The 24219-nt window shown below is 39.2% G+C and carries 21 protein-coding genes and 1 tRNA gene; 5 read left to right on the plus strand and 17 right to left on the minus strand.

Annotated features, from left to right (window positions below):
* Positions 1-6 precede the first annotated feature (6 nt).
* From odhB to JOC34_RS12800, 7 genes are all read right to left on the minus strand, one after another.
* Positions 7-1266 (minus strand): 2-oxoglutarate dehydrogenase complex dihydrolipoyllysine-residue succinyltransferase, encoded by a 1260-nt coding sequence (gene odhB / locus JOC34_RS12770; protein WP_205137172.1) that lies wholly within the window; start codon positions 1264-1266, stop codon positions 7-9.
* The gene (locus JOC34_RS12775) at positions 1253-4114 is read right to left on the minus strand and encodes a 2-oxoglutarate dehydrogenase E1 component (protein WP_205137173.1); all 2862 of its coding nucleotides are present in this window, start codon (positions 4112-4114) and stop codon (positions 1253-1255) included. Before JOC34_RS12775 ends, odhB begins: the two co-directional genes overlap by 14 nt.
* Positions 4115-4609: 495 nt before the next feature.
* Positions 4610-5083, minus strand: a complete 474-nt coding sequence (trmL, locus tag JOC34_RS12780) for a tRNA (uridine(34)/cytosine(34)/5-carboxymethylaminomethyluridine(34)-2'-O)-methyltransferase TrmL (protein ID WP_205137174.1) — start codon at positions 5081-5083, stop codon at positions 4610-4612.
* Positions 5084-5159: 76 nt separating this feature from the next.
* Positions 5160-6011 carry an amidase domain-containing protein gene (locus tag JOC34_RS12785; RefSeq protein ID WP_420856142.1) on the minus strand — a complete coding sequence of 284 codons (852 nt, stop codon included), beginning with the start codon at positions 6009-6011 and terminating at the stop codon, positions 5160-5162.
* 55 nt (positions 6012-6066) lie between these two features.
* Positions 6067-6582 (minus strand): methylated-DNA--[protein]-cysteine S-methyltransferase, encoded by a 516-nt coding sequence (locus tag JOC34_RS21995; RefSeq protein WP_205137175.1) that lies wholly within the window; start codon positions 6580-6582, stop codon positions 6067-6069.
* A 21-nt stretch (positions 6583-6603) separates the two neighbouring features.
* Positions 6604-7749 (minus strand): tRNA epoxyqueuosine(34) reductase QueG, encoded by a 1146-nt coding sequence (gene queG, locus JOC34_RS12795; protein ID WP_205137176.1) that lies wholly within the window; start codon positions 7747-7749, stop codon positions 6604-6606.
* A 221-nt stretch (positions 7750-7970) separates the two neighbouring features.
* Positions 7971-8044, minus strand: a tRNA-Gly gene (locus JOC34_RS12800).
* Positions 8045-8355: 311 nt separating this feature from the next.
* Between JOC34_RS12800 and JOC34_RS12805 the strand changes: the two genes are divergently transcribed.
* The 4 genes from JOC34_RS12805 (at position 8356) to JOC34_RS12820 (ending at position 10124) form a co-directional block, all read left to right on the plus strand.
* Complete coding sequence (locus tag JOC34_RS12805) at positions 8356-8493, plus strand: hypothetical protein (RefSeq protein ID WP_205137177.1); 138 nt, start codon at positions 8356-8358, stop codon at positions 8491-8493.
* A gap of 14 nt (positions 8494-8507) precedes the next feature.
* Positions 8508-8783: a hypothetical protein gene (locus JOC34_RS12810; protein ID WP_205137178.1), complete on the plus strand. Its 276-nt coding sequence runs from the start codon at positions 8508-8510 to the stop codon at positions 8781-8783.
* A gap of 132 nt (positions 8784-8915) precedes the next feature.
* Entirely contained in the window at positions 8916-9785 is an 870-nt protein-coding gene (gene dat / locus JOC34_RS12815) for a D-amino-acid transaminase (protein WP_205137179.1), read from the plus strand.
* A 135-nt stretch (positions 9786-9920) separates the two neighbouring features.
* Positions 9921-10124 (plus strand): hypothetical protein, encoded by a 204-nt coding sequence (locus JOC34_RS12820; protein WP_205137180.1) that lies wholly within the window; start codon positions 9921-9923, stop codon positions 10122-10124.
* A gap of 164 nt (positions 10125-10288) precedes the next feature.
* Here JOC34_RS12820 and sda read toward each other — a convergent pair whose 3' ends face one another.
* Positions 10289-10444, minus strand: a complete 156-nt coding sequence (gene sda / locus JOC34_RS12825; RefSeq protein ID WP_205137181.1) for a sporulation histidine kinase inhibitor Sda — start codon at positions 10442-10444, stop codon at positions 10289-10291.
* Positions 10445-10725: 281 nt separating this feature from the next.
* Here sda and JOC34_RS12830 point away from each other — a divergent pair, with 281 nt between their 5' ends.
* Positions 10726-12729 carry a S9 family peptidase gene (locus JOC34_RS12830; RefSeq protein ID WP_205137182.1) on the plus strand — a complete coding sequence of 668 codons (2004 nt, stop codon included), beginning with the start codon at positions 10726-10728 and terminating at the stop codon, positions 12727-12729.
* Positions 12730-12877: 148 nt separating this feature from the next.
* Here JOC34_RS12830 and JOC34_RS12835 read toward each other — a convergent pair whose 3' ends face one another.
* The 9 genes from JOC34_RS12835 to JOC34_RS12875 form a co-directional block, all read right to left on the minus strand.
* Complete coding sequence (locus JOC34_RS12835) at positions 12878-13834, minus strand: alpha/beta hydrolase (protein WP_239544364.1); 957 nt, start codon at positions 13832-13834, stop codon at positions 12878-12880.
* A gap of 421 nt (positions 13835-14255) precedes the next feature.
* Complete coding sequence (locus JOC34_RS12840; RefSeq protein WP_205137184.1) at positions 14256-14744, minus strand: DinB family protein; 489 nt, start codon at positions 14742-14744, stop codon at positions 14256-14258.
* Between the two features lie 56 nt (positions 14745-14800).
* Positions 14801-17059, minus strand: a complete 2259-nt coding sequence (locus tag JOC34_RS12845) for a YhgE/Pip domain-containing protein (protein WP_205137185.1) — start codon at positions 17057-17059, stop codon at positions 14801-14803.
* A 203-nt stretch (positions 17060-17262) separates the two neighbouring features.
* A complete protein-coding gene (locus JOC34_RS12850) occupies positions 17263-18357 on the minus strand; it encodes a serine hydrolase domain-containing protein (RefSeq protein WP_205137186.1) in 1095 nt (364 codons plus the stop codon).
* A gap of 101 nt (positions 18358-18458) precedes the next feature.
* Entirely contained in the window at positions 18459-19574 is a 1116-nt protein-coding gene (locus tag JOC34_RS12855) for an ABC transporter permease (RefSeq protein WP_205137187.1), read from the minus strand.
* Entirely contained in the window at positions 19571-20842 is a 1272-nt protein-coding gene (locus JOC34_RS12860; protein WP_205137188.1) for an ABC transporter permease, read from the minus strand. The genes JOC34_RS12855 and JOC34_RS12860 overlap by 4 nt, the downstream gene beginning before the upstream one ends.
* A 13-nt stretch (positions 20843-20855) precedes the next feature.
* A complete protein-coding gene (locus JOC34_RS12865; RefSeq protein WP_205137189.1) occupies positions 20856-21788 on the minus strand; it encodes an ABC transporter ATP-binding protein in 933 nt (310 codons plus the stop codon).
* A 617-nt stretch (positions 21789-22405) separates the two neighbouring features.
* Positions 22406-23044 carry a response regulator transcription factor gene (locus tag JOC34_RS12870; protein ID WP_205137190.1) on the minus strand — a complete coding sequence of 213 codons (639 nt, stop codon included), beginning with the start codon at positions 23042-23044 and terminating at the stop codon, positions 22406-22408.
* 13 nt (positions 23045-23057) lie between these two features.
* Positions 23058-24137, minus strand: coding sequence for a sensor histidine kinase (locus JOC34_RS12875; protein ID WP_205137191.1), 1080 nt, complete (start codon positions 24135-24137; stop codon positions 23058-23060).
* Positions 24138-24219: the final 82 nt, after the last annotated feature.

Genomic DNA, 24219 nt, shown 5'->3' on the forward strand with positions numbered 1-24219 from the left:
TTTGGTTTAACCTTCTAGCAATAAATCGTATGGGTCTTCCAGTAATTGTTTGATGCGAACAAGGAATTTAACAGCCCCTGCGCCATCCACAATACGATGGTCATAAGACAATGCCAAATACATCATTGGACGAACTTCAATCGAATCATCCGGCATAACCATGGCACGTTTTTGAATATTATGCATGCCAAGGATACCTACTTGTGGTGAGTTAAGAATTGGTGTCGATAACATCGATCCAAATGTACCACCATTCGTAATTGTAAACGTACCGCCCTGTAAATCGTTCATTTGCAATTTATTATCTTTTGCTTTTGTTCCCAGATTAGCAATCTCGCGTTCTACACCTGCAAAATCCAAACGGTCTGCATCACGGACAACAGGTACAACTAGTCCCTCATCTGTCGAAACGGCAATACCGATATCGTAAAATTTCTTCAATACCAGTTCTTTATCTTGAATTTCCGCATTTAACAATGGGAATTCTTTCAGTGCACCAACAACTGCTTTCGTAAAGAATGACATAAAGCCTAGTTTTACACCATGCTTATCAATGAACTTTTCCTTTCGTTCACTACGAAGTTTCATCACAGCAGTCATATCCACTTCGTTAAATGTTGTCAGCATCGCAGTTTCGTGTTGAACATTCACAAGGTTTTTCGCAATCGTTTGGCGACGGCGTGTCATTTTCACACGTTCAACCGGTTTGCTGAATTCCGTTGCCTCAGGTGCTTTGCTTTCTTCCTGTTTAGCAGGTTTTGCTTCTTTCTTGTCATTGATACCTTTTGCTGTAGCTTCTACATCCTCTGGACGAATTCGACCCAATGGATCGCGTGGGCTGACCGTATTTATATCAATGTTAAGTTCCCGTGCACGCTTTCTCGCTGCAGGTGATGCAACAACATCAACCGAATTATCGCTACTCGTTTCTGTTGTTTCTTCCTGTTTAGCCGGCGCCTCTTGCTTCTCTTCAGTTGGCGTTTCTTTTGGTTCTTCTTTTGGTTCTTCCGAAGCATCACCACCAGCTTCTCCATTTTCATCTATTTTACCAATGACATCGCCTACTTCAACGTCGACGCCTTCTTCACTTACGATTTCAGTGATAACTCCAGCGTAATCTGAATTAACTTCAACGTTTACTTTATCCGTTTCCAATTCAACAACTGGATCACCTTTTTCAATTTTGTCACCTTTTTTAACTAACCATTCAGCAATTGTTCCTTCAGTAATAGATTCTGCTAGCTCTGGAATCTTAATTTCTTTCACTGGAATTTCCTCCTTTTGACGGGTTTATTGCAGCTTGTACAAGCTCATTCTGTTCTGTTTTATGGACGTTCGGCACACCAACTGCTGGTGATGAACGGTCAGGTCGACCAATATAACGTAATGTCTGACCTTCTTGTAGGAGATCACTTAAATAATCCTCAACAAAGGTCCATGCACCCATGTTTTGTGGTTCTTCTTGTACCCAAACGATCTCTTCCAAGTTCGGTAGTTCTTTTAGTACTTTTTCTAAAGTCTTTTTAGGAAATGGATAAATTTGTTCCAATCTTACTGCACGAAGCCAATCTAATTTTTCCTCAGATTCATCAATGGCCTCTTCAATATCAACCATTACCTTTCCGCTGCCAATAAGTAAGCGTGTTGCATTTTTCTTACTCACTTTTAAAAGCGGTTGGTCACGTAAAGGTTGGAACTTCCCTTCCGTAAATTCCTTCGCTGCCGATGCGACACGTTGATTACGCAATAAACTTTTCGGTGTCATTAATATCAGTGGTCTAGCCTCTTCACGTCCGCGCATTGCAGCTTGTCGGCGCATTAAATGGAAGAATTGTGCAGACGATGTAACGTTTGCAACGATCCAGTTATTTTCTGCAGCACTTTGTAAATATCTTTCCAAACGGGCACTGGAATGTTCCGGACCTTGACCTTCATAACCATGTGGTAATAACATTACCATGTTAGACTTCTCGCCCCATTTAGCACGGGATGCAGCGATAAATTGATCAAAAATAACTTGACCTGCGTTCGCAAAATCACCAAACTGCGCCTCCCAAATCACCAATGTATTTGGTGACTCTACACTGTATCCATATTCAAATCCTAATACGCCAGCCTCTGATAGTGGGCTGTTACGAATATCGAAGGATGCTTTTGAACCTTCGATCCCATGCATTGGACTATATTTTTTATTTGTATCTATATCGTGTAATACGAGATGGCGATGCGCGAAGGTACCTCTTTCCGTATCCTGACCTGTTAGTCGAATCGGAATACCATCATTGATAATAGATGCGTATGCTAACGCTTCACCTGCGCCCCAGTCAGCTTTATTACCTTCTTCTAAAACATCTTTACGACGATTTAAGATCTTTTCCAGTTTTTTGAAGGCATTAAATCCTTCCGGCCGGTTTAATAGATTACTATTTAATCTTTTTAATGTGTCCAGGTCGACTGTTGTTTCAAATTGATCCAAACCGTTAGCCAATACGCTTGGCATATTAGGTGAATCAACTTGACCTGTATCATTCTCTTTCATACTATCATATATTTGGCGTAAACCATCTTCCACATGATCAATGATTTGCTTAAACTCATCCTTTTCAATAACTGCTTTATCTTCAAGTTCTTTCGCAAATACATTGGCTGCAGATGGATGTTTATCAATATCCTGATATAATTTTGGTTGCGTTGTTCTCGGTTCATCCATCTCATTGTGACCATAACGACGGTAGCCAACCAAATCAATTAAAAAGTCTTTGTTAAATTTCTGGCGGTAATCATAGGCAATCTTTATTGCTGATATACATGCGATCGGATCATCTGCATTCACATGAATGATTGGTATTTCAAAACCTTTTGCCAGATCACTCGCATACCGCGTTGAACGACCATCTTCCTGATTGGTTGTATAACCAACAAGATTATTTGCAATAATATGCAATGTGCCACCAGTGTTATATCCCGGTAGACCGCTTAAGTTTAACGTTTCGGCGACCACGCCTTCCCCGATAAAAGCAGCATCTCCATGAATTAATACAGGAATTGCTGTGTTTTTATCTTGCTCAGGGTATCCGTTTGCAGCTCTATTATCCTGGGCTGCCCGGGCAAAACCTTCGACAACTGGATTTACAAATTCCAAATGCGATGGATTATGCGCTAAAATAATACGTGTCGTTGTTTCATCATTATATTTAACATCTTTCGTTGCTCCAAAGTGATATTTCACATCACCTGTCCATCCATAGTTAATCCCCATGGATCCTTCAGAAGGCATCAATTCCTTATCCGGAGAATGATGGAATTCAGAAAATATTTTATCGTAAGGTTTTCCCAACACATGTGCCAATACCGATAGCCGACCACGGTGGGCCATTCCCATCATGATGTTCTCGATTTTGTCAGATGTTGCATATTTAACAATTTGATCTAGCATTGGAACCATTGCTTCTAGCCCTTCAATGGAAAAACGCTTTTGACCAACAAATGTCTTTTGCAGGAAGCCTTCAAATCCTTCGACATGTGCCAGACGCTCCAGTAACTGCTTCTTCTCTTCATCTGTTAACGAAAGACGCGCTTCACCTGCTTCGATTAATTCCAATAACCATTTACGTTCGTCATCATTGTTCACATGATCATATTCAAATGTAATTGTACCCGAATAATATTTCTTCAGTTCCTTGATTACATCCAAACCATTTTCGATATGACTTGGCGCATTTTCCCATAACCATGACGCCGGCATGTCCTTTAAATCATCATCCATTAATCCATAGGCCATCGGATTAACCAAATCAGATTCTCTTTCTTTCAGACGACCTACAGGGTAAATATCCGCCTCTAAATGCCCATAACGACGAATAGCCTCAACAAGTTTCATTGCAGAGGTCAGTTTTTTAATATCATTTATTGAATTTGTTTGGGTTGTTACCTGGATTGATTCTCCTTGGCTTAACCATTCCGGTGCACCATGTTGATCGAACATTTCCTTAATAGATGGATCAACTGCTGCCGGATCACTTTTGTATAAATCATATTGTTCTTCCACATACCCCATGTTTGGACCATAAAACTGTCCCCAGAATCTTTCTTTAGATTCTTCATTCTGTGCCACGTTTGATACCCCCATTAGATGTTAACTGCTTCCGCTGTAAAAACGGTTTAAAATAGTTCATTTCCATTATAGGACCCACATACATCTTCATCAACTAATATACCCTATTTTAAGAAGTGAAACAATATATGTGCCGGCTTTTCCGTTTAAAATGCCCTTATTAATTGCGACTGAATTTTCCGCCTTTATTTTTCAAGACGTTTTTTGCTTATAATATAGCTTGAATGGTTCACATTAAGTCATAAATCCGTTATAATAGGGGCATTAATCAAATGTACGCTTTTTACATACAGAATCATGAGGAGGATATTCATATGAATTTAGCTTTACTAATGGGAGTAATCGTTGTATTTATTGTATCTATGTTCACTTCCGCCTACGAGGCAAAACCTGGCGTTCCTAAAAAAAACCAATAATAGTAAGAAGGACAGTGTTTGCGCACTGTCCTTCTTTTTTCTGTATAAAGCAACAATCTATTACGCAAAGCAGACTTTTTTAATCCAATGATGGGAAATTCTGCTGCCTCAATGCTTCATATATAATAATTGCTGCTGTATTTGATAAGTTGAGTGAGCGTACCTTGCCACTCATATGAATTCGCAAACACTTATCCTCTTTGCCTACGAGTAATTCTTTAGGAAATCCATTTGTCTCTCTACCAAACACAAAAAACAAATCCTGGTCCACATTACTGAAATCATAATCGGTATAATGTTTCGTTCCAAAGTTCTCTATATAATAGAAATCCCCTTCTGCATACGCATCATATAACTCCTGAATGGATTGATATTCACGGATATCAACATTTTTCCAATAGTCCAATCCTGCCCGGCGCAGCATTTTATCTTCCGTCGAAAAGCCGAGCGGGTGGATGAGGTGTAGTGTTACATTTGTCGCCAAACATGTTCTGGCAATGTTCCCTGTATTGGCAGGTATTTCTGGTTGGTATAATACAACATGTAAACTCATTGTGCATTCTCCTTACAATTGTTCTCCGCAGCGTTACTAAGTTAAGTACCACCAAGCTACGAAATATAGTATACCACTACTCATCCCCAATCCGGAAAAATTTATATTGAATATTTGGTGTCCATGCTGATGAATCCTCATATGACCAATAACGATTTCGACTATTGTCTGTATGTGCATTAACAAGTGGCATCCCATCTGCATCTTTCGCAACAACGATCGTATTGTGATCCCACCTGCCATCTCCCGCAAAATCATAGCAAATCACATCACCTGGTATCAATTTCTCTGGACTTTCTATCGCTTTTCCTTTAAGTCCTTGTGTGGAACCACTCAAATACCACCTTAATGAGTGGGCAACTGCCCAGCTAAAGCTCCAATTATCCTTTTGATACCACCAGCCCTGATCCCTAACTGGCATTCCGCGCATTGGTGCCCCACCAGCATGTAGGCATTGTGAAATATAATTCGTGCAGTCCACTTCAAACACCCTGTAATCCGGATTATAACTGTTCCACCAATGTTCAGCATATTTCACAGCTGCTTGTCGATCATAGGTAAATCGTTGTTCTATGTTTTCCCGCTGCATCAGATCTGGTGCAACGACATTTTTTGGTCTGTCCTGTGATTCATACTGCAACTTTTTATGATCACATATTTCACCATGCGCCACACGAAACTGGTAGGTGGAAACATGCTCTTCCAAGTGGAACTTTTCTCCTTGTTTCATTAAAAAGGCAACATGCAATAAATAATGATAATAGGTTTTGTTGTCATAACGAAGGCGCTTGAAGATTTGACCGTCCCCTTGAATCCGAACAATTTCTGTATCGCGCTTTTTACACAATTCTTTTTTCCTTATCCACCAATTATCCCCATCCCGGTCGTTTTGAAAAAAAGCCAGCCAGTCTGCTTTCATTTTCTGCAAAAAAATCCCCTCCATAAATAAGTATATGAAGGGGAACTTGTGGAAAAACCTATTATCATTCATTATTTTCATGTGCAAGCAAAAATTCTTTTTTATCTAATCCACCATTATAACCAACCATTTTTCCGTTTGAGCCGATCACACGGTGACAAGGAACAACGATGGAAAGCGGATTTCTATTTACAGCACCGCCGACTGCACGAACTGCTTTCGGATTTCCAATTGCCATAGCGATATCTTTATATGTTCTCGTCTCCCCGTATGGAATCCCCTCATGCAACGCCTGCCACACTAGTTTCTGAAAGGGGGTTCCATACAATGTAATTTCAAAGGTGAATTCCCGCTTACCTGTTTGGAAGTATTGATGAAGCGATTCTTTCACATGTTTTACTTTATTAGGATCGTGAATGAAAGAGACTTCCTTAAAATATTGTGCGATCCACTTGTTCGTTTTATCCTGGAGGCGCGCAATTGTCCCATAATCGATCCGGACCACCTTTTCCCCATCACTCATGATTAATAACCGCCCAATCGGTGAATCTGCTTCATCATAAAAAAGTTTATCTCCCATCAGCATGTCCCCCTTTGAAACCTAATTAGCCGATTGCTTTTCCTGAAAATCAAGTCCTTTTTTCATTTCAAAAATAACTTGTTCATCTGCTTCTTTTTCCAATGCTTGTTTAATTGCTGCAAATGCTTCCTCCGTACCTATTTTACCAATTGCCCAGGCAGCCGTTCCGCGAATTACCGGTCTTGGATCTTCTTCCATGACAGCAATCATTTCATCTAGTGCCGTTTTATCCTTGTAATGGCCAAGTGCGAGGAGTGCATTACGCTGCAGTGGCTTTTTCCCGCGCCATGAGCCGGATAAATGCCCAAATGTTTCTTTGAATTGTCGATTGGAGAGCCGTAACATGGGTTTCAGCTTAGGCTTTACAACCTCCGGATCCGGTTCGAGCTCCGGATGGTTATGAAAATCGATCTGCTTATTTCTTGGACAAACAACCTGACATGTATCACAGCCATAGACACGGTTTCCAATCTTCGTACGAAATTCATCCGGCAAAAAGTCCTTTGTTTGTGTCAAAAATGCGATACAACGCTGGGCATTCAATTGTCCGCCCTGCACAAGCGCTCCTGTCGGACAAGCATCCAGGCATTTTGTACATTCACCACAACTATCCTCCAGCGGTTCATCAGGTATAAATGGGATATTCGTAATCATCTCCCCCAAATACACATAGGAACCAAATTCCGGTGTAATAATAGAGGTATTCTTACCACTGAAACCAATCCCAGCGCGTTCAGCAACCGCCCGGTCAGACAATTCTCCTGTATCGACCATCAATTTATTTTCTGCATCCGGAAACTTATCCTTAATAAAAGCTTCCAGTTTCTTTAAACGTTCTTTTAAGACCACATGATAGTCTATTCCCCAGGAAGCACGGGCAAAAATCCCCCGCCTTGCTTCTTTTGTACTTCTTGGCGGATCCTCCATTCTTGACGGATAAGCAACAGCAATCGAAATGATCGATTGTGCTTCAGGCAGCAAACGCTGTGGTTGCGTCCGTTCCTCGATTGAACCTTTTTCAAAACCGGATTGATATTGCAGCTCCTGTTGGCGTTTAAGCCGTTCTTTTAATTCGCCAAATACATCTGCTGAGGCAAAGCCAATTTTATCTATACCAATTTCTTTACTATATGCAATAATGTCCTGCTTCAACTGTTCGATCTGCATGAACACACCTTCTTTAGAATTCTGTTGTTATATATCAATTAATAATAAGCATTACCTTTAAATTAAAACTTTGTTAGAAAACTTGGTTTTTCACCAATCCTTTAATGGCGAAAGCCTTAGTTGTACTTATACAGTAGGAATGTTTATACTTTACTATTTGCCATAGAAAAACGCAATGCTTCGAATGCTAAGTTTCGAAACACTGCGTTAAGACATATGTATGGAGCGGGTGATGGGAATCGAACCCACATCATCAGCTTGGAAGGCTGAGGTTTTACCACTAAACTACACCCGCATTTTCATTTGACGTTGTTTTTTTAACGTATTTTTAATTATAGCAAGTTCTTTCAATTAAATCAATAGATATTTTTACTTTTTTCGACATTTTTCTTTTTCGGACGAACTTACATGTCCTAACTGAAGTAGATTTTTATAAAATAAGATTGAATTTATATACTGGAAAGTAACCCGATCATCCACAAATGAATAAGATATCAATAGGGATTGTTTTATAATTTATAAAAGTGTTAGAAAGCTAAAATAAAACAGGCAGTACGTGCAATGATATATATGCTTTTTCCCCAAAAACATGTGGAGGTGATTAGGATGAGCGACGGTTTAGGGCACGACATTCTCTTAATTACGACAACACTTATTTTTATAAGTTTTGTTCTGGGAGCGACCCGTGATGATGAGGTAATCGGTGAAGATAATGAGCTTGAAGTTCCACAAATCTTTCTGTAACAGGAGTGGGTCCTATGAGTCGCAACGATAAAAGTTATCAGGATCAATCAGGTGGCGAAACTTTTGATGAATTTTTCAAAAAATATAAACTTTCTCCTCAGCAGATTGCCGTAATTACCGCAATTTTATTTAACGTATTGGAAGTAAATGCCGTATTGATTGATAAAGATCAATTGGTCGAAGTCAGCCTGATTGGTTCGCTGAAGCGAAAAAGCAGATTAGACAAATTACTCGATGAGATAAGTGACATGCCTGTTAAGGACGTTTGGAACGCATTGAATGACAGATAGCCCCCATTTACACGCAATAACAAGTTATCACCTGATTACATTTTCATTAATCAATAGATAAATACGAATTAGATTATTTACATTACCATGAATTGCAGATAAACTGGGATTAGATTAAGGAGGAGAGTAAATATGTCTGTTTATCCAATCATCATGGCACAAAAAAGTTTTACGCATAAAGATAATTTAAATTATCCATTTGAAGAGCGTGGTTTACAGTTTGGTGATGGTGTCTATGAAGTCATTCGAATATATGATGGAGCCTATTATTTGCTTGAGGAACACGTCGATCGCCTATTCCGTTCCGCTGAAGCCGTTAAAATTAAACTTTTATTTACGAATGAAGAATTGAAAGCATTACTACTGGATTTATTGAAAAGAAATGAAATGAAAACCGATGGAAAGGTCTATTTACAAGCAACCCGAGGATCGGCTCCACGTGATCATGTTTTCCCTGCAAACATTCCAGCAAATTTCTATGCCTATGTTCAGGATCAACCACGTCATTCTGAAAAATTAGAAAAGGGTGTAAGCACGATCACCCAACGTGATATTCGCTGGGAAAATTGTTATATTAAAAGCTTGAATCTTTTACCAAACGTACTAGCTAAACAAGCAGCAAAAGAACAAGGCTGTTATGAAGCAATTTTGCACAAAGACGGTGTGGTAACAGAATGCAGTTCATCCAATGTTTATCTGGTGAAGAACGGTAATATATATACCCACCCTGCTACAAAGGGAATTCTGCATGGTTGTGTTCGAATGCGGGTAGAAAAGTTTGCTCATGATCTAGATATCCCATTCATTGAAGAAGGCTTTGCTGTAGAGGATATCGAAATGGCAGATGAATTATTTTTATCCAGCAGTACATCCGAAGTATTACCTGTTATTAAAGTAGATAATCAGCAAATAGCGACTGGTAAACCAGGTGCAATTACAAGGAAATTACAAGAGGCATATGAAGCAGATGTGAAACAAAGACAAATACAATTTACGAAATAAATCGCTTTTCATTTTTTAAGCGATCGTTTTATATGAACATTCATTTAAAAATATCTCACAATTCACTTCGTTTGCTTTATTCACCGAACATTCATAGAATCATTTTAATTATCAAGATAAGATGGGGAGATTAAAATGAAAGCCAATGATCAATATATAACGATTGTTCGGGAAATCGAACATAAATTATATAGAAAGTTGACTGTTAAAGAATTGAATTTTGTTAATTGGATGGTAAATAAAGATCAGTTTAACATGAAAGACTTTAAAGATGCATCCAATAAAGTTATCAATCTCGAACAGTGGTATCGAAAGAAATATCATACGCCATTTTCATAAAGTGAAACTTCATTTAGTAGGGGTTTTACTGCCCTTAAAACTACGATAAACGCTTTGAACGCTACTAATTAAGCCAACGATTAACCATATAATCACTTAAAAAGAAAAGGCTGGTCAAATCCTTCACCAGCCTTTTCATGATCATGCTTTTATCAATAACAGGTTTACATATCAAACATATTTATCTGTTTTTGAACTTCAATCAATAGATTTCTTTTTTCTAATTCTGCTTCAAAAAGTGCAATGAAATCTTCACTGAACTTTAGCTTCAATGCTTCCTTGTATGAATCTGCCAAAATTTCATTCGATAAATTATCCATTTATATTCACCTCCCTTGTAATGTTTTGTCTAATTTCACCTCCTTCCGAATACAAAAAATCATATCTACTGATATACTTTGTAGCAACTATATTGCTATATGAATAATGTACCTGCGCACTTATTAGCAGTTCTTAAATCCAATCATCGGAATCAAGCATCCTTATTTTCAAGCAACCAAGTGAACTGCAAATAGTTTACCAATCTAATTGATTCGCAACCCGAAATAGTTTAGAATGAAACAAAGTTTAGAAAATTGAACTAACATAAGGAGGCTTTATCATGAACGATTCAAAACGCGCAATAACGGCGGAGGATCTCACTAAAATTGATGTTTTTAGTGATCCGCAATTTACACCTGATGGAAAGGCATTTACGTATGTTTCCACATCGATTAATGATAAAAACGAGTATGTATCGCATTTATTTTTTCAAAATTTAAACGATGATACAGCAAGACAGTGGACCTTTGGTGAAGATAAAAATGATAACGTGCGCTTTTCACCGGACAGAAAACAGGTTGTCTTTCAGTCTTTCCGAAGCGGATTACCGCAACTATGGTTACTCAACACAGATGGCGGTGAGGCTAAACAGCTTACCGCTTTTAAAAACGGTGCAAGGAATCCTAACTGGTCAAAAGATGGGAAGTTCATCATATTCAGTGCCTCCCTTGAAGCTGATGATGATGTAAAAAATCAAACAGAACAAACCAAAGAAGAACGGCAGAAGGAAGCGGAGGAAAAGAAGAAACAGCCCCTGATTGTTAATCGATTAAACTATAAATCGGATTCCAGCGGATTTCATGACAGCAAGCGTACACAACTAATATTATTTGATGTCGAAAATGCACAGTTCACACAATTAACTACAGCCGACGCCGATCATGGCTATCAGGATATTTCGGTTGATGGGAATATTGTACTTTTCGCCGCGAATCTAAATGATGACGCAGACTATGAGCACACCAATGATCTATATACACTTAATAGGACAACAAAAGAAATAAAGAAATTCACCAATGGAAAAGGTGTTTATTTTAGTGCATCCATTTCTCCAAGCGGAGAGAAAATTGCTTGCTTCGGTCACGAATATGCATACAGTAATGCAAGTCTAAACGAATTATACGTATTCGATGTTGCTTCAGGCGAACGAATCACACTCAGTGAAACGTGGGATATCGAACTTGGCGACGCAATGATTGGTGATACACGGTTAGGGCAATCGACCACAGGCCCTGTTTGGTCAAATGATTCGGATCGATTGTTTTTTATTGCGACAGATTTCGGTGCCACTGGTTTATATCAAGTAGGCCTTTCTGGTGAGCTGGACGTCCAGTATAAAGACGATAATCATGTGTTTGGTTTTTCTTATCATGCAGCATCAGAATCCTTTGTTCTTGGCATCAGCACACCGACAAATCCATGTAACTTTTATTTATTGAAAAAGAATACGGCATTGACTCGTCTAACCAATGCGAATGCAACATTACTCGCGGAAGTTTCCATTGCTGAGCCAGAAACATTGACCGTTACCGCTGACGATGGCTGGGAAATACAAGGCTGGCTGCTAAAACCCTACGGATTTGAAGAAGGTAAGAAATATCCATTTGTCCTGGAGGTGCATGGCGGTCCACATGCGATGTATGGACAAACCTTTTTCCATGAATTGCAATTAATAGCCGCAAAAGGTTATGTTGTTTTATATACCAACCCACGCGGGAGTCATGGCTATGGTCAAAAATTTGTTGATGCCGTACGTACCGATTATGGTGGAAAAGATTATACCGATTTAATGACGGCCGTCGATTACGCACTGGAAAACTATCATTTCATCGATCCGGATCGGCTTGGGATTACCGGTGGAAGCTATGGCGGTTTTATGACGAATTGGGTCGTCGGACATACAAACCGTTTCAAAGCCGCAGTGACACAACGTAGTATTAGTAACTGGCTGAGCTTTTATGGTGTTAGTGATATCGGTTATTTCTTTACCGAATGGGAACTTGGAAAAAGTTTACTGCAAGATCCTGCCAAACTATGGGAATTCTCCCCATTAAAGTATGCCAAAAACATTGAAACCCCACTGCTTATTTTGCATGGTGAATTAGATTTCCGTTGTCCAATTGAGCAAGGTGAACAATTTTATGTCGCATTGAAAGAAATGCGCAAAGACGTTGAATTTGTCCGTTTCCCTGAATCTAGCCACGAATTGAGTCGGAGCGGGAAACCAGAAATGCGGATCGAGCGCTTAAACCATATTTGCCGCTGGTTTGAAAAGTATCTATAAAGTGAAATCGCATTTTTGGAGGTAAGATTTCCACTGACCATTAGCCTGCAATAAATGTATAGAAAAAGCTGACGCTTGGCCGCGTCAGCTTTTATTCCGTTCGCCTGTAAAGTCTATCATCTGCAATACTGTTGATCATCCTGTATCACTAATCTATATATTTCGCTAGGAATGCGTTCATTTTTTTCACGTATGCATCTTGATCAATAACAAATGCTTCTCCATGCCCTGCATGATCAAAGGTGATTATTTCTGCTTCGCTTTTCGTATTTTCATATAATTCCTTTGCCATTTGCGTGGGTACAAATGTATCCTCATTCCCATGAATGTATAAAATCGGTACTTCCGCTTTTTTCACTTGATTCAATGACGATGCTTCCGTTAACGAATACCCTGCCTGCATTTTGGTCACAAGGCTAGTCGTTGGTAGGATCGGAATTGCGGGTAAGTGAAACATGCGATCCATCTGATAGGCAAATAAATCATATACACTGGAGTAAGGGCTATCTGCGACAACTGCTTTCACATTTTCCGGCAATGTTTCGCCACTGGCCATTAACACTGATGCAGCCCCCATTGATACACCATGAAGCACAACTTCAGCGGAATCTCCTTGTTTCTCTATCAGCATATTCACCCAATCAATTAAGTCCAATCGATCATCCCAACCAAAGCCAATATAATCCCCTTCACTCTCACCATGGCCACGCATATCTACAGTCAGTATATTATAGCCTAACTCTTCATAATAGTACTCGCCATACAATCCCATATCCTGTGCGTGTCCAAGATAGCCATGCGCTAAGACTACCGTTTTTTCTGTCGGCTCTTTTGCTTCCAAATAATAGCCTTGAAGTTTTAGCCCATCATAGGAAGTCATTTCCCATTGTTCGAAATCCTGCCTATCCGTCCAATCGCGCCAATCTCCATCAAGAAAAACATCCATCGCCTCTGCGGAAACTTCCAAATCTGCATTTCCTACTAAGAAATCTTTCACATTACGTTTAATTGCTAGATTATAAAAATAAAAGCCAGCAACAATATCTATAATAAATAGGACAATAATGAGCCCTACACCAATTTTTATCCATAATTTCTTTTTCAAAGCCGTCACCTTCCTTAGAAAACTTGGCATACACCAAGCCTTTAGGCGTATCCCCTAGTTGCACTTTCTTACTGCTAAAAAAACAACTTCTTTCTATTATACAGGAAAAAACCATTTGTGACGGCACCAAATCATGGTAAGTTATGAACAAATAGCTTACTTCTTTGCTCATAACGCACACTTATCCAAAGTGCCAAATATAAGATACACCATCATTAAATCATCCATTAATTCGAAGCATTATATCGTTGATTGGCACGAAAAGCGTCCGCCTGCAGTGGAAATCAACGGTTTTTACACATATACAAATCATTCGGTTTTACACCCAGACCTTCATTCTGGCAGTCAGTAAAAAAATCTCAAGCAAAAAGGCGGGCAACGCTGTAGTGCGTTTTCCGCACAGCATTGTCCGCCTTTTACCTTATAAACCTAACTCCTGTTTTACTTCCTTGATTTGCTCAATGTGACGCAATTCATGGTATCCAACAAAAGGGATCCATTGCTTCAAGCTTACCTTGCCAAAGGCAGGATGTGGATATGCTTTCGCTTTGAGTTGTTCCTCATCTGCTTCCTTCTCCAATTCTTTCAATCCTTCATGTGTACCAGCTAATCTTTGCTTTAAATCATCTGATTTCAAAAAATCATCACCTGGAACCGCGAAGCCCGGTGCCTCTACTTTCACGTCTCGGTTTATCGAATGCTCGATTGGTTTATTTTCCACATGCTCTATTTCTCCAGATATCAATTGATCTTTTATTGTTTTAGTAATGGCGCCTTCCATCAGATATAAATGTTCCATTATCTGTTTCACTGACCATCTATCAGCAGAAGGCTTTTTATTTAAATCCTCATCAGACAGTCCTTCTACGTGATTTAATAACTCTGTACGTGCTTGTTCATTGATTTCCATTATTATCACTCCTACGTTATGTTTTCCACATAATCACAGTGGGAAAACCTCATTTCCTAATGAAATAGACCAGACTCCCGAGATTTTTTCATTAATTTATTGCTTTGTTTATTTAATATTTTCTTGAAAAATGCTCCGAAAAGTACGACGGCCAGACCAACGGCACCTAAGAATATCATGTCGTGAAATACCCTTTCCCAGACGATACCGCCAACAGTTTCCCGCATTAGATCAATCGCATAGGTAAATGGTAAATATGGATTAATGATTTGGAAAAACTTCGGCAATAGGACAACCGGATAAGTTCCACCCGATCCCGCCAATTGCAGTACAAGCAATACAATTGCCATCGCCTTGCCGACATCTCCAAATACAGAAACCACTGTATACACAATCGTCATGAATACCATGCTGATCAACAGTCCAAACACCACAAACCAGACGGGATGGGCAACATCCACATGAATTAAAAACATATCCCCTAGGGTCACAACCAGTGTTTGCAATAAACCAATTGTCAGGAAGGTGAGTAAGCGTCCAAAGTATACCTGTTTAGACGTAAACTTCTCTTCACCTACGACATCTGTTGCCAATAGAGAAATTAGCAGTAAACCACCTACCCATAACGATAGCACCGTATAGAAAGGTGTCATCCCTGTTCCATAGTTTTCAATCGGGAAAAGTTTATTTTCATGCAGCTCCACAGGTTCAGCAAAGAAACCCCGCTCTGCATCGGGATCATTTTGCAGGAGATCAATGATTTCATTGATGTCTGTTTCACCCTGTATTTTTCTTATTTTATCTGCCAACTCTTTTACCTTATCATTGACATAAGGATATTCACCGAGTATATCCTCCAGCGTACCTTTTCCTTTATCAAGACTTCCGCCTGTCCGAGCCAAGATATCTTCCACCTCAGGGATGGTTGATTGTACATCTGTTAGAATTCCCCTTGCGTCTGACAATGTCTTTTTTGCACTTCCAATTTCATTTAGGACAGTAGGCTCGATATTTTCATTATATTCTTTCACAAACGCATCAATTCGGTTGCTCGTGTTTGTAGAAAGTTCTTTTATATTGCCTAATATATCATCCACTTCTTGTTTTTTATTATCAATAAAGCTATCCAGTTCCTCAGTATTATCCTTACCTTCTTGTAATCCTTCCTTGATCTGTTCCAGTTTTTCAATTGCGTCTTCAATCTTCGCTATTTGTTCTTCTTTATTTACAATATTATTGTTTTCTTTACTCTCTTCTTTATTTTCTTCTTCATCACCGTTTTCCTGATTTTCGTCAGGTTCCGGTTCAGGCGTATCCGCAGACTTTATTTGTTCTAACACGCCATTTAGTGCGTCTTCGACCGCATTAATTCTTTCAATGGAATCATCTACCTTAATTCCTAACGCTTCTTTTATTTCTTTCCCTTTTTCAAAGTCAATATCAACGTTATTTACATCATCCAGAAAATCATTAATTTCTGAAGCGGTATTTTGTGCTTTCTCTAAATCCGCTTTAATCTTTGGCCCCATTTCATTGATTTGATCTTCCGCTTCTTTTAGATATCCAGTCGTGTTATCGATCGTGTCCAGACCGTTGTTAATTATTTCTTCCGCTTTCGGTATTTCTCCTTGGGCACTTTTAACAATATCCTGTGCACTACTTGCATCAGATAATGATGTTTCCAGTGTTTTATGAATTTCTGGTAACCTTTTTTCCATTTCAAATACGTAATTTTCAAATCGCTCGATATCCGGAAGTTCTGCCTCGATTTCAACACCGATCTCATTAAACATGTCAAAAATAACACCATTAACAGTCGATATAAAATTACTGCTAATTTCATCCACGATGACAGTGGCGCCTTTTTGCGTTATCTTCGGTGCAATCGCGTTTATTTTTTCATTCACATAGTATTCAACATTTGCCTTTTCCGGATTATCTGAAATAACTGTTCCCAGTTTCTCCGAAAAGTCTTTCGGAATAACGATAACAGCAAAGTAATCCCCATATTCTACTTTGTCCATCGCTTTTTTCCGATCAACAAACTGCCAGTCCATAGAATCATCATCTTTGAGAGAATCAACCAACTCTCCCCCAACATCTATGTCTTCATCACGAACCGTTGCCCCTTCATCTTCATTAACAACACCGATCGGGATTTGATCTGTTTGTCCATACGGATCCCATGATGCCGCAATGTTAAACCAGGCATATAAAGATGGCAATAGAATAAGCCCACCAATTAATATTGCAGCCACCCAATTCGTTCCAATGTTTTTCCAATCATTTGTAAAAATACGCCAGATGTTCTTCATCTTTTTTTAAACATTCCAATCCTGATTATTGATAAGTAAAAGTGCAAGCGAACAAAATAGAGCCTGATTTTTTATACTTGATTCACTAATAACAAAAATGAATATCCATTCATTTATTCGCAAAAAATATAGTGTAAGTATAGATTATAGCAACATTTGTTAGTCAAGTCTATTTAGAACAGCATGGTTGTTGCCCACTCTAACTAAAGTAAACGCTTTACGATCCGCTCCGATAACTTTCCAAGCTTTATCGTATCCATATTACAAAATAAGGTCAAACCAAACTTTCTTTCAGGTATCATCGACACAAAACTGCTTACGCCTAGATATTCGCCAGCATGTGCGACCATTTTCATTCCATCCAGTTGTTTAATCTCCCAGCCCAATCCATGACTAAACCCTGCTTCCCGTCTGGCGATTGGAGCTTGCATCTTTGCCAATCCTGGCGCAGATAAAACATTCCCCTTGCCATGCATATGGTTCAACAAATAGGTAGCCATGTCATTCACAGTTGTGTATATAGCGCAGGTTGGAGCGCCTAACCTGTTATTCAATGCTGGTACTTGCGTTGGCTCACCAATACCTTTCATATAGTAGTTGCCTTTTTCTTCATCAGGAACATCAAATGTTGGATTGATATAGGTGTGTTCCAATTGCATCGGTCGTAAAATATATTTACTAACATACGTCTCCCATGACAATCCGCTCAATTTTTCTAAAACATCCGCTGCAATAACATAGGCATCTGTACAATAGTTCCAACTTTCACCAGGTTCATCTTCCAGACTAGTATTTGCAAAATATCTTGTTATATCCTCCCTCGTTTCCAGATCTGCAAGTTGACCGTCCATATCAGGAAACCGTTCAAAGATATGTTGGTATTCCGGCATATCTTTGGAAAATGTATATAATCCCTTATCCAACAGCGTCACAATCCATATATCATTGGGAAACCCTGCCGTATGACTTAAAATATGTTTCGTTGTGATTTTATCATAAGCTCCATTTTTGGTACGAAAATAAGGAAGATATTTAATAACGGGAACGTCCAAACTAAATGAAGTCGTTTCTTCCAAATGAACAAGCGCAGTCGCTGTAAAGTTTTTTGTAATGTCTGCAATGGGAAAAAGCGTATCTGCTGTCGCTCTTGCAAATGGATTATCTACACTTACTGTCCCAAATCCTTGCTTATAAATAATTTCCCCATTAGAAACAATACTCATAGTGAGTCCCGGTATGTTGTGACTGCTTCTATATTGGTTTAATAAATTCGCTATGTTTCCGAGCTTTTCTTTCATCGGTTTCCAACCCTTTCCCTGTATGTTCATTTTGCTACGCTACACTTAATCTAACATATATGAAAAAGGACTGACCACGATGAGCAGTCAATCCACTTTCATTAAATATGGCGTTTTTCCATCAAATGCATGCCAACTCCCATCAGTACCACTCCCATTAATAACAATATACTGATCGGATAGAGCAATTCCTCCAGCGAATAACCGTATACCGCGACACCGTTCAATACTTCCATTCCATAGGTTAGCGGATTAATCTTGGACAGGGCTATTAAAATCTTTGAATCCACAATTTCAATCGGCCAAAAGGCCCCACCGATCATCGCCATACTGACAGCCATTAAGGGTAAAATCGCACTGAATTGCGGCTGATTTTTGACAATGGCTGTAAGGAAAACAGCCAGCGCTACTACCGCAAAGACATACGGGATCAGTAATAGCAATGTTTCTGCAAACCTGCCATTGAAATCTACACCTATCCAAAAACGAAAGATAAGAAAAACGAGTAGTACTTGTAAATAACCGGTCAGAAAACTATATATTAAGTTGCTGACATACATTTCCCATTTCCTTACCGGAGATAATATGAGACGATCCCAAATACCATCCTCTTTCTCCGTTAAAATAGGCAGCACACTATAAGAAACCGTGTAGATCATAAAAAATAATGCAAATCCAAACAATCTTTGAAACGTATCATCATAAACCCAAGTATCTGTCCCTCTGAAACTTCCGGTATCCATTGAAAACACCGGTGCTTCCATTGCAGCTTGTAATTCCTTTTGTACGTCTGCTTTTTCTTTCTCTGTAACTAGACTTGTGGCTGCAACAATTTGCTCCTGTTGCTCCCTGTTCTCATAAGCCTGCTGGACTATTCGTTTAATCAGATCTGCGTTAAGGGATTCTACACCTGTCAGTAGCTGAAAATCATTCTCCTCCAATTTTACGCCCATTTCAGCCTTATCATCAGCGATCTGATCTGTCATTTCCTTTTCTGACATCCAGTTGAAATCAATTGTATCTGATATAGTAAGCGCTTTTCCGATCAGACCATCCTGAATGGTTTCATTCGCAGCATAAACAGGCACCTGCATTTGGTTTTCATCATCTGCTCCTCCCACAATCCATGCAAACCCAAGTGACATCAAGGTCATCAAAATAAACAACCATGGGGTGCGTATAAACGTTTTAAGTTTTGCAAATAAAATTCCTTTCATGTGGTCAACCCCCTTTTTGGGAAGCTCATTGCTGCAATCAAGATGGCAACAAAAGCAAAGATAACGAGAAAGTAGAGATGATGACTAATCGCAGAAATGCCATCACCACGTAAAACAGCCAAATATGCTGACATAGCCGCACCATTTGGTGTTAAATCACCTAACCTTTGAAGGAATGCGGAGGAATCACCCACTGGGTAAAAACTTCCGCCGATAAAGGCGAGTAAACTGACAATGATAATCGAAAAGAGTGACAGAATTGCTTCTGTGTTGATGCGAAAACTAAGTGCTGTAAGTAATACGCCTATACTACCAACAGCAATTGCATATGCAAGCGATACTGCTATAAAAGGCAGCAGATGCGGCCACTGCACGCCGTAAACCAGCCAGGAAAAACCATAAATGAGCATCAATTGTAAAAAGGCAAAGAGCGATGTAGAAATCAATATGCCTGCAAAATAGATCCATCGTGATACATTTGCCAGGATGATCCTATCAAATACATACATTTTTTTCTCAAGAAATGCCATGCTACCAATTGTTGAAGCAATAAACAAGACATTCATTACTACCATCCCAATCGCATAATAGCCTTGTGCAGAAACTGGTTCCTGTTGATTAAATGGAATTGTTTCGCCTGCAAATGCATCCTTATCTATTTTTATAACACTGGAATCTATCCCTTCTTTCCCGATAAATGTATTTAATGTGAGCTGTTCTTGAAATTGTTGTACTACATCCTTAACAACAGAAAAGCCAATATCTGATCCTTCATTCTGGAACAAATGTAACATGGGCTGTGACGGTTCATCGAGAAACATAAATGCCAGTGCATCATACGTAAAATTTTCTGGTACTTCAAGGAGTGCATCGTAGCTATCATCACTCATTACAGCTTCCTTCTCCGCAGATTTCACTTCACGCAATTCAACCATTTCTTTTAATTCCCCGCTGCCAAAAACCGATTTCTTTAGCATCTGTATGGGTGTCATTTGTTCCCGATTTGCTTGAATTTCTTCCATAGCTTCCTCAGGCAAACCTTTATCTTCTAATTTTTCTAAAAAGCGGTCCGTTTGCGCTTCCTCGTCCTCATGCTCCAGTATGCCAACCTTCACATGGATAGCTGGTGTGGTATCATCATCCATCATCCCCGCAAGTGCAGTACCTAATATGGCGATTAATATTATTGGTAAGCCAACCAATAAAAGCAATTGCCGTGGATTGCGCAATAATATCAATCCCTGTTTTTTTATAATTTGCCAAATCATTTCTTCCTCACCTCTAATCCCTCAAAGCTCTGCCAGTCAGATGAAGAAAAACATCTTCCAGCGTTGGCGTTTTTATATCAACGGAATTCAGCTCAATCCCAGCATCTTCGGCTATTTTGATTAAAGTAGAGAACATATTTATTTCTTTTGCCACCATAATTGTAATTTCTTTTTCTTCAGCAATTACACGATTGATGGTTGGATGCTGTTTTAACTTTGAGATAAAGGAATCATTCAATCGGTCTGCCTGGATAGAAATGGTCTTCTCTGCAGAAAGAATTCGCTTGATTTCATCCTTCGTTCCTGACGCAATTAAATCGCCTTTATCCATGATATAAATCCGGTCACAAAGAAACTCAACCTCTTCCATGTAATGACTCGTATATAATACCGTCATCCCCTTTTCCTTGTTTAGCCGTTTCACCGTTTCTAAAATATAATTCCGTGATTGCGGGTCAATACCGACAGTTGGTTCATCCATGATGATAACTTCTGGTTCATGTAATAAAGCAGCACCAATATTGAGGCGTCGTTTCATCCCGCCGGAAAACTTTTTCACGATATCTTTACGTCTATCTGTCAGCCCGATTATTTCCAATACTTCATTTACTCTTTGTTTAAGCTGGGCGCCGGTTAAACGGTATATTCTTCCAAAGAAGTGTAAATTCTCTTCCGCTGTTAAATCATCATACAACGCAACTTCCTGTGGAACCATGCCGATGACTTTTCTAAGCGGGGCAGGCTTTTTTATAACACTTTTGTTATTAAACCGCACATCTCCTTCCGTTGGTTCAACCAACGATGAGAGCATGGAGATTGCAGTGGATTTGCCTGCACCATTCGGACCGAGCAATCCGACAATTTCGCCTTTTTCAATAAACATATTCAGATTTTTCACCGCATAAAATTGTTTATATTTCTTGGATAGATCTACTAATTCAAGCATTTGTATCGCCTCCTGTGTTCTTAGCTTACGATGATTGGGACCCTTTGCATACTGTCTGGAGTCACTAATTGATAAAAATATAAATGACCTCCGTCACTTATTAATAAATATACTGTCAATAAAAAAGACAGTTTTCTAACATATTGTTGTTTTTACAAAAATATGGATAAATCTTTATTAGCGATAGAAACTACGACATAAGAGCATGTTGATTTCCGCTGCTGGTAGTCGCTTTCCGCGGGCAACGCTTCAGCTTCCTTGCCCCGCCAAGAGTCGACTGCCCTCCGCTCCAATCAACCATCATAAAAGTGGATAGCTGATATGTGATTGAATTAACAAATAAATGTTATGAAATTGCAAAGCGCAATACCAGCGAAGGAAATACGCGAAGACTCCAGCGGGAAAGCGAAGACGATGAGACCCCACAGTGAGTGTTCTTTGCGAGCGAGGAGACTCAGCGCGAGTCCGCGGAAAGCGTAGTGTATTTCCAAGCGTTATGTTACGTCGCAGTTTATATCAACTGCGGTGGAAATAACAATAAAGCTATGCGAAGAATAATCAAAAAAAGCTCCCTGCATGAGCAGGAAGTAGTTGTGATGAAATAGGTAATTATTTTTTTAGTTGTCACCAATCCCGTGCTTCACTGCAAAAATCGCCAGTTGCGTTCGGTCACGTAGCCCTGTTTTTTGCAGGACTTGTGTCAGATGATTTTTGACCGTGCCAATCGATAAGAATAGTGCATTGGCTATTTCCTTATTTGTCAGCCCTTCCCCAACAAGTTTGGTAATCTTTAATTCCCGGGAGGAAAGATTAACTTCCACTGCAGGTTTCTCTGCATGCTGCAATAATCGTGGCATTACTTTTGCTGCAACCTCATCATGAAGCGTTAGGCCACCTTTCATACAACTGTGTACAGCTTCAATTAACTTATCCGGTTCAGCAGTTTTCAATAAAAATCCATTCGCCCCTTCCCGTAAAGCCTGCAGTGCATATTCATCATCATTAAATGTCGTTAAAATTAATATCTTAATATCCGGCCATCTTTGTTTAATTATCCGTGTTGCTTCAATTCCGTTCATTACCGGCATCCGAACATCCATCATAATAAAATCAACCATATATCTTTCCAGTATTTCGACTGCCTGTTTTCCATTTTCCGCTTCATGCGTAACCTTGATACTTTCATCTTGTTCCAGGATTACTTTTAATCCTTGTCTAACAATCGTTTGATCTTCAACGAGTAATATCCGCCACATGGTATCCCCCCCTTTAATCAATTGGTATGGTTCCATTTACAACAAAGTGCTTTTCCGTTTGATAAACATTCAATGTTCCTTTCATCTCTTCCAAACGACTTTTCATATTTGTCAGACCAAATCCAAATGTAAACGCCTTGGAATAAAAAATCGCATTCGTTATTTCAAATGAAATATCTCCCGTTGCAGACTTTCCAAGCGTAATATGTACTTCTCTTGACTGGGCATGGCGCATGGCATTCGTTAATGATTCCTGGATAACCCGATACAATATAACACTTTTGTCATTGGAAAGCGGGACAGATAGAATACCCTGCTTCATCGTAAATTGAACAAACATATGGCTTTCCGACTCCAGTTTGCGGATCAAATGAACAACCGTCGCCAATCCCTCTGTTTCCTCTGTCTGAAGTGCTTTGACCGCTTGCCTTGTTTCCCCTAGACTTTCCCTTGCCATTTTCTTCAGTTCATCATAATCGATATTTTTATTTTGAATTGCCAGCATCTCAAGCTTCATCATTAATGCGGTTAAGCGGTGACCGACAGAATCATGAATATCTCGGGCGATTTTGGTTCGTTCTTCCAAACGGGCTTCACGTTCTGCTACGTTGTTCATTCGTTTCAAACGCCGATACTCTCCCAAAAGCTGATCATGGATTTCCTTTTGTTCATTCCGTTCGTTGATCATACGGTTGATAATCAGCACCAGGAAATATAAAAACAGACTAATCAACGTCATCTCAAGAAACGGATCACTTTTCATATATGTCATCCAAATCGAGAGAATCAGATTTAACATACCATACAGCAGCAGTTGTTTTTCCCGCAAACGAAAAGCTGCTTCTGTCGTCATATATAATAATAGCAATATCGTAATGAAGGATTCGTTAGCAAGGACAAATCCATGCAAGAAAATAAGTATAGATATCATCACATAAAAAACAAATCGTCCTTTTTTTATAGATGAAAGGAAAAAGAACCCCATTGTAACAGCAAAACATAGGATACTTAATGATTTTTGTTCACTTTGAAAAATAATTAATAGTACCCACAAAATACTAAAGATAGTAAAACGGGTCCAGAAAATACGCATGTTTACGCCTTCTTTCTTTCACTAGCATACCTTATCACACCATACTAGGGATAAAATACTTTTGAAATATAAAGTGGAACCT

Origin of the sequence: Virgibacillus halotolerans (assembly GCF_016908515.1) — a bacterium.
Lineage (GTDB): Bacteria > Bacillota > Bacilli > Bacillales > Amphibacillaceae > Virgibacillus_M > Virgibacillus_M halotolerans.

Bases quoted from the DNA above. Each gene is read 5' to 3' on its own strand.
- JOC34_RS12840 (WP_205137184.1), bottom strand. From the start codon at position 14,744: ATGGAAATCAATGAACAAGCACGTACAGAGTTATTAAATCACGTAGAA.
- JOC34_RS12860 (WP_205137188.1), bottom strand. From the start codon at position 20,842: ATGATTTGGCAAATTATAAAAAAACAGGGATTGATATTATTGCGCAAT.
- queG (WP_205137176.1), bottom strand. From the start codon at position 7,749: ATGCAGATCGAACAGTTGAAGCAGGACATTATTGCATATAGTAAAGAA.
- JOC34_RS12875 (WP_205137191.1), bottom strand. From the start codon at position 24,137: ATGCGTATTTTCTGGACCCGTTTTACTATCTTTAGTATTTTGTGGGTA.
- JOC34_RS12820 (WP_205137180.1), top strand. From the start codon at position 9,921: ATGAAAGCCAATGATCAATATATAACGATTGTTCGGGAAATCGAACAT.
- JOC34_RS12865 (WP_205137189.1), bottom strand. From the start codon at position 21,788: ATGCTTGAATTAGTAGATCTATCCAAGAAATATAAACAATTTTATGCG.
- JOC34_RS12850 (WP_205137186.1), bottom strand. From the start codon at position 18,357: ATGAAAGAAAAGCTCGGAAACATAGCGAATTTATTAAACCAATATAGA.
- dat (WP_205137179.1), top strand. From the start codon at position 8,916: ATGTCTGTTTATCCAATCATCATGGCACAAAAAAGTTTTACGCATAAA.
- trmL (WP_205137174.1), bottom strand. From the start codon at position 5,083: ATGAGTTTACATGTTGTATTATACCAACCAGAAATACCTGCCAATACA.
- JOC34_RS12870 (WP_205137190.1), bottom strand. From the start codon at position 23,044: ATGTGGCGGATATTACTCGTTGAAGATCAAACGATTGTTAGACAAGGA.
- JOC34_RS12855 (WP_205137187.1), bottom strand. From the start codon at position 19,574: ATGAAAGGAATTTTATTTGCAAAACTTAAAACGTTTATACGCACCCCA.
- JOC34_RS21995 (WP_205137175.1), bottom strand. From the start codon at position 6,582: ATGGGAGATAAACTTTTTTATGATGAAGCAGATTCACCGATTGGGCGG.
- JOC34_RS12845 (WP_205137185.1), bottom strand. From the start codon at position 17,059: ATGAAGAACATCTGGCGTATTTTTACAAATGATTGGAAAAACATTGGA.
- JOC34_RS12805 (WP_205137177.1), top strand. From the start codon at position 8,356: ATGAGCGACGGTTTAGGGCACGACATTCTCTTAATTACGACAACACTT.
- sda (WP_205137181.1), bottom strand. From the start codon at position 10,444: ATGGATAATTTATCGAATGAAATTTTGGCAGATTCATACAAGGAAGCA.
- JOC34_RS12810 (WP_205137178.1), top strand. From the start codon at position 8,508: ATGAGTCGCAACGATAAAAGTTATCAGGATCAATCAGGTGGCGAAACT.
- JOC34_RS12830 (WP_205137182.1), top strand. From the start codon at position 10,726: ATGAACGATTCAAAACGCGCAATAACGGCGGAGGATCTCACTAAAATT.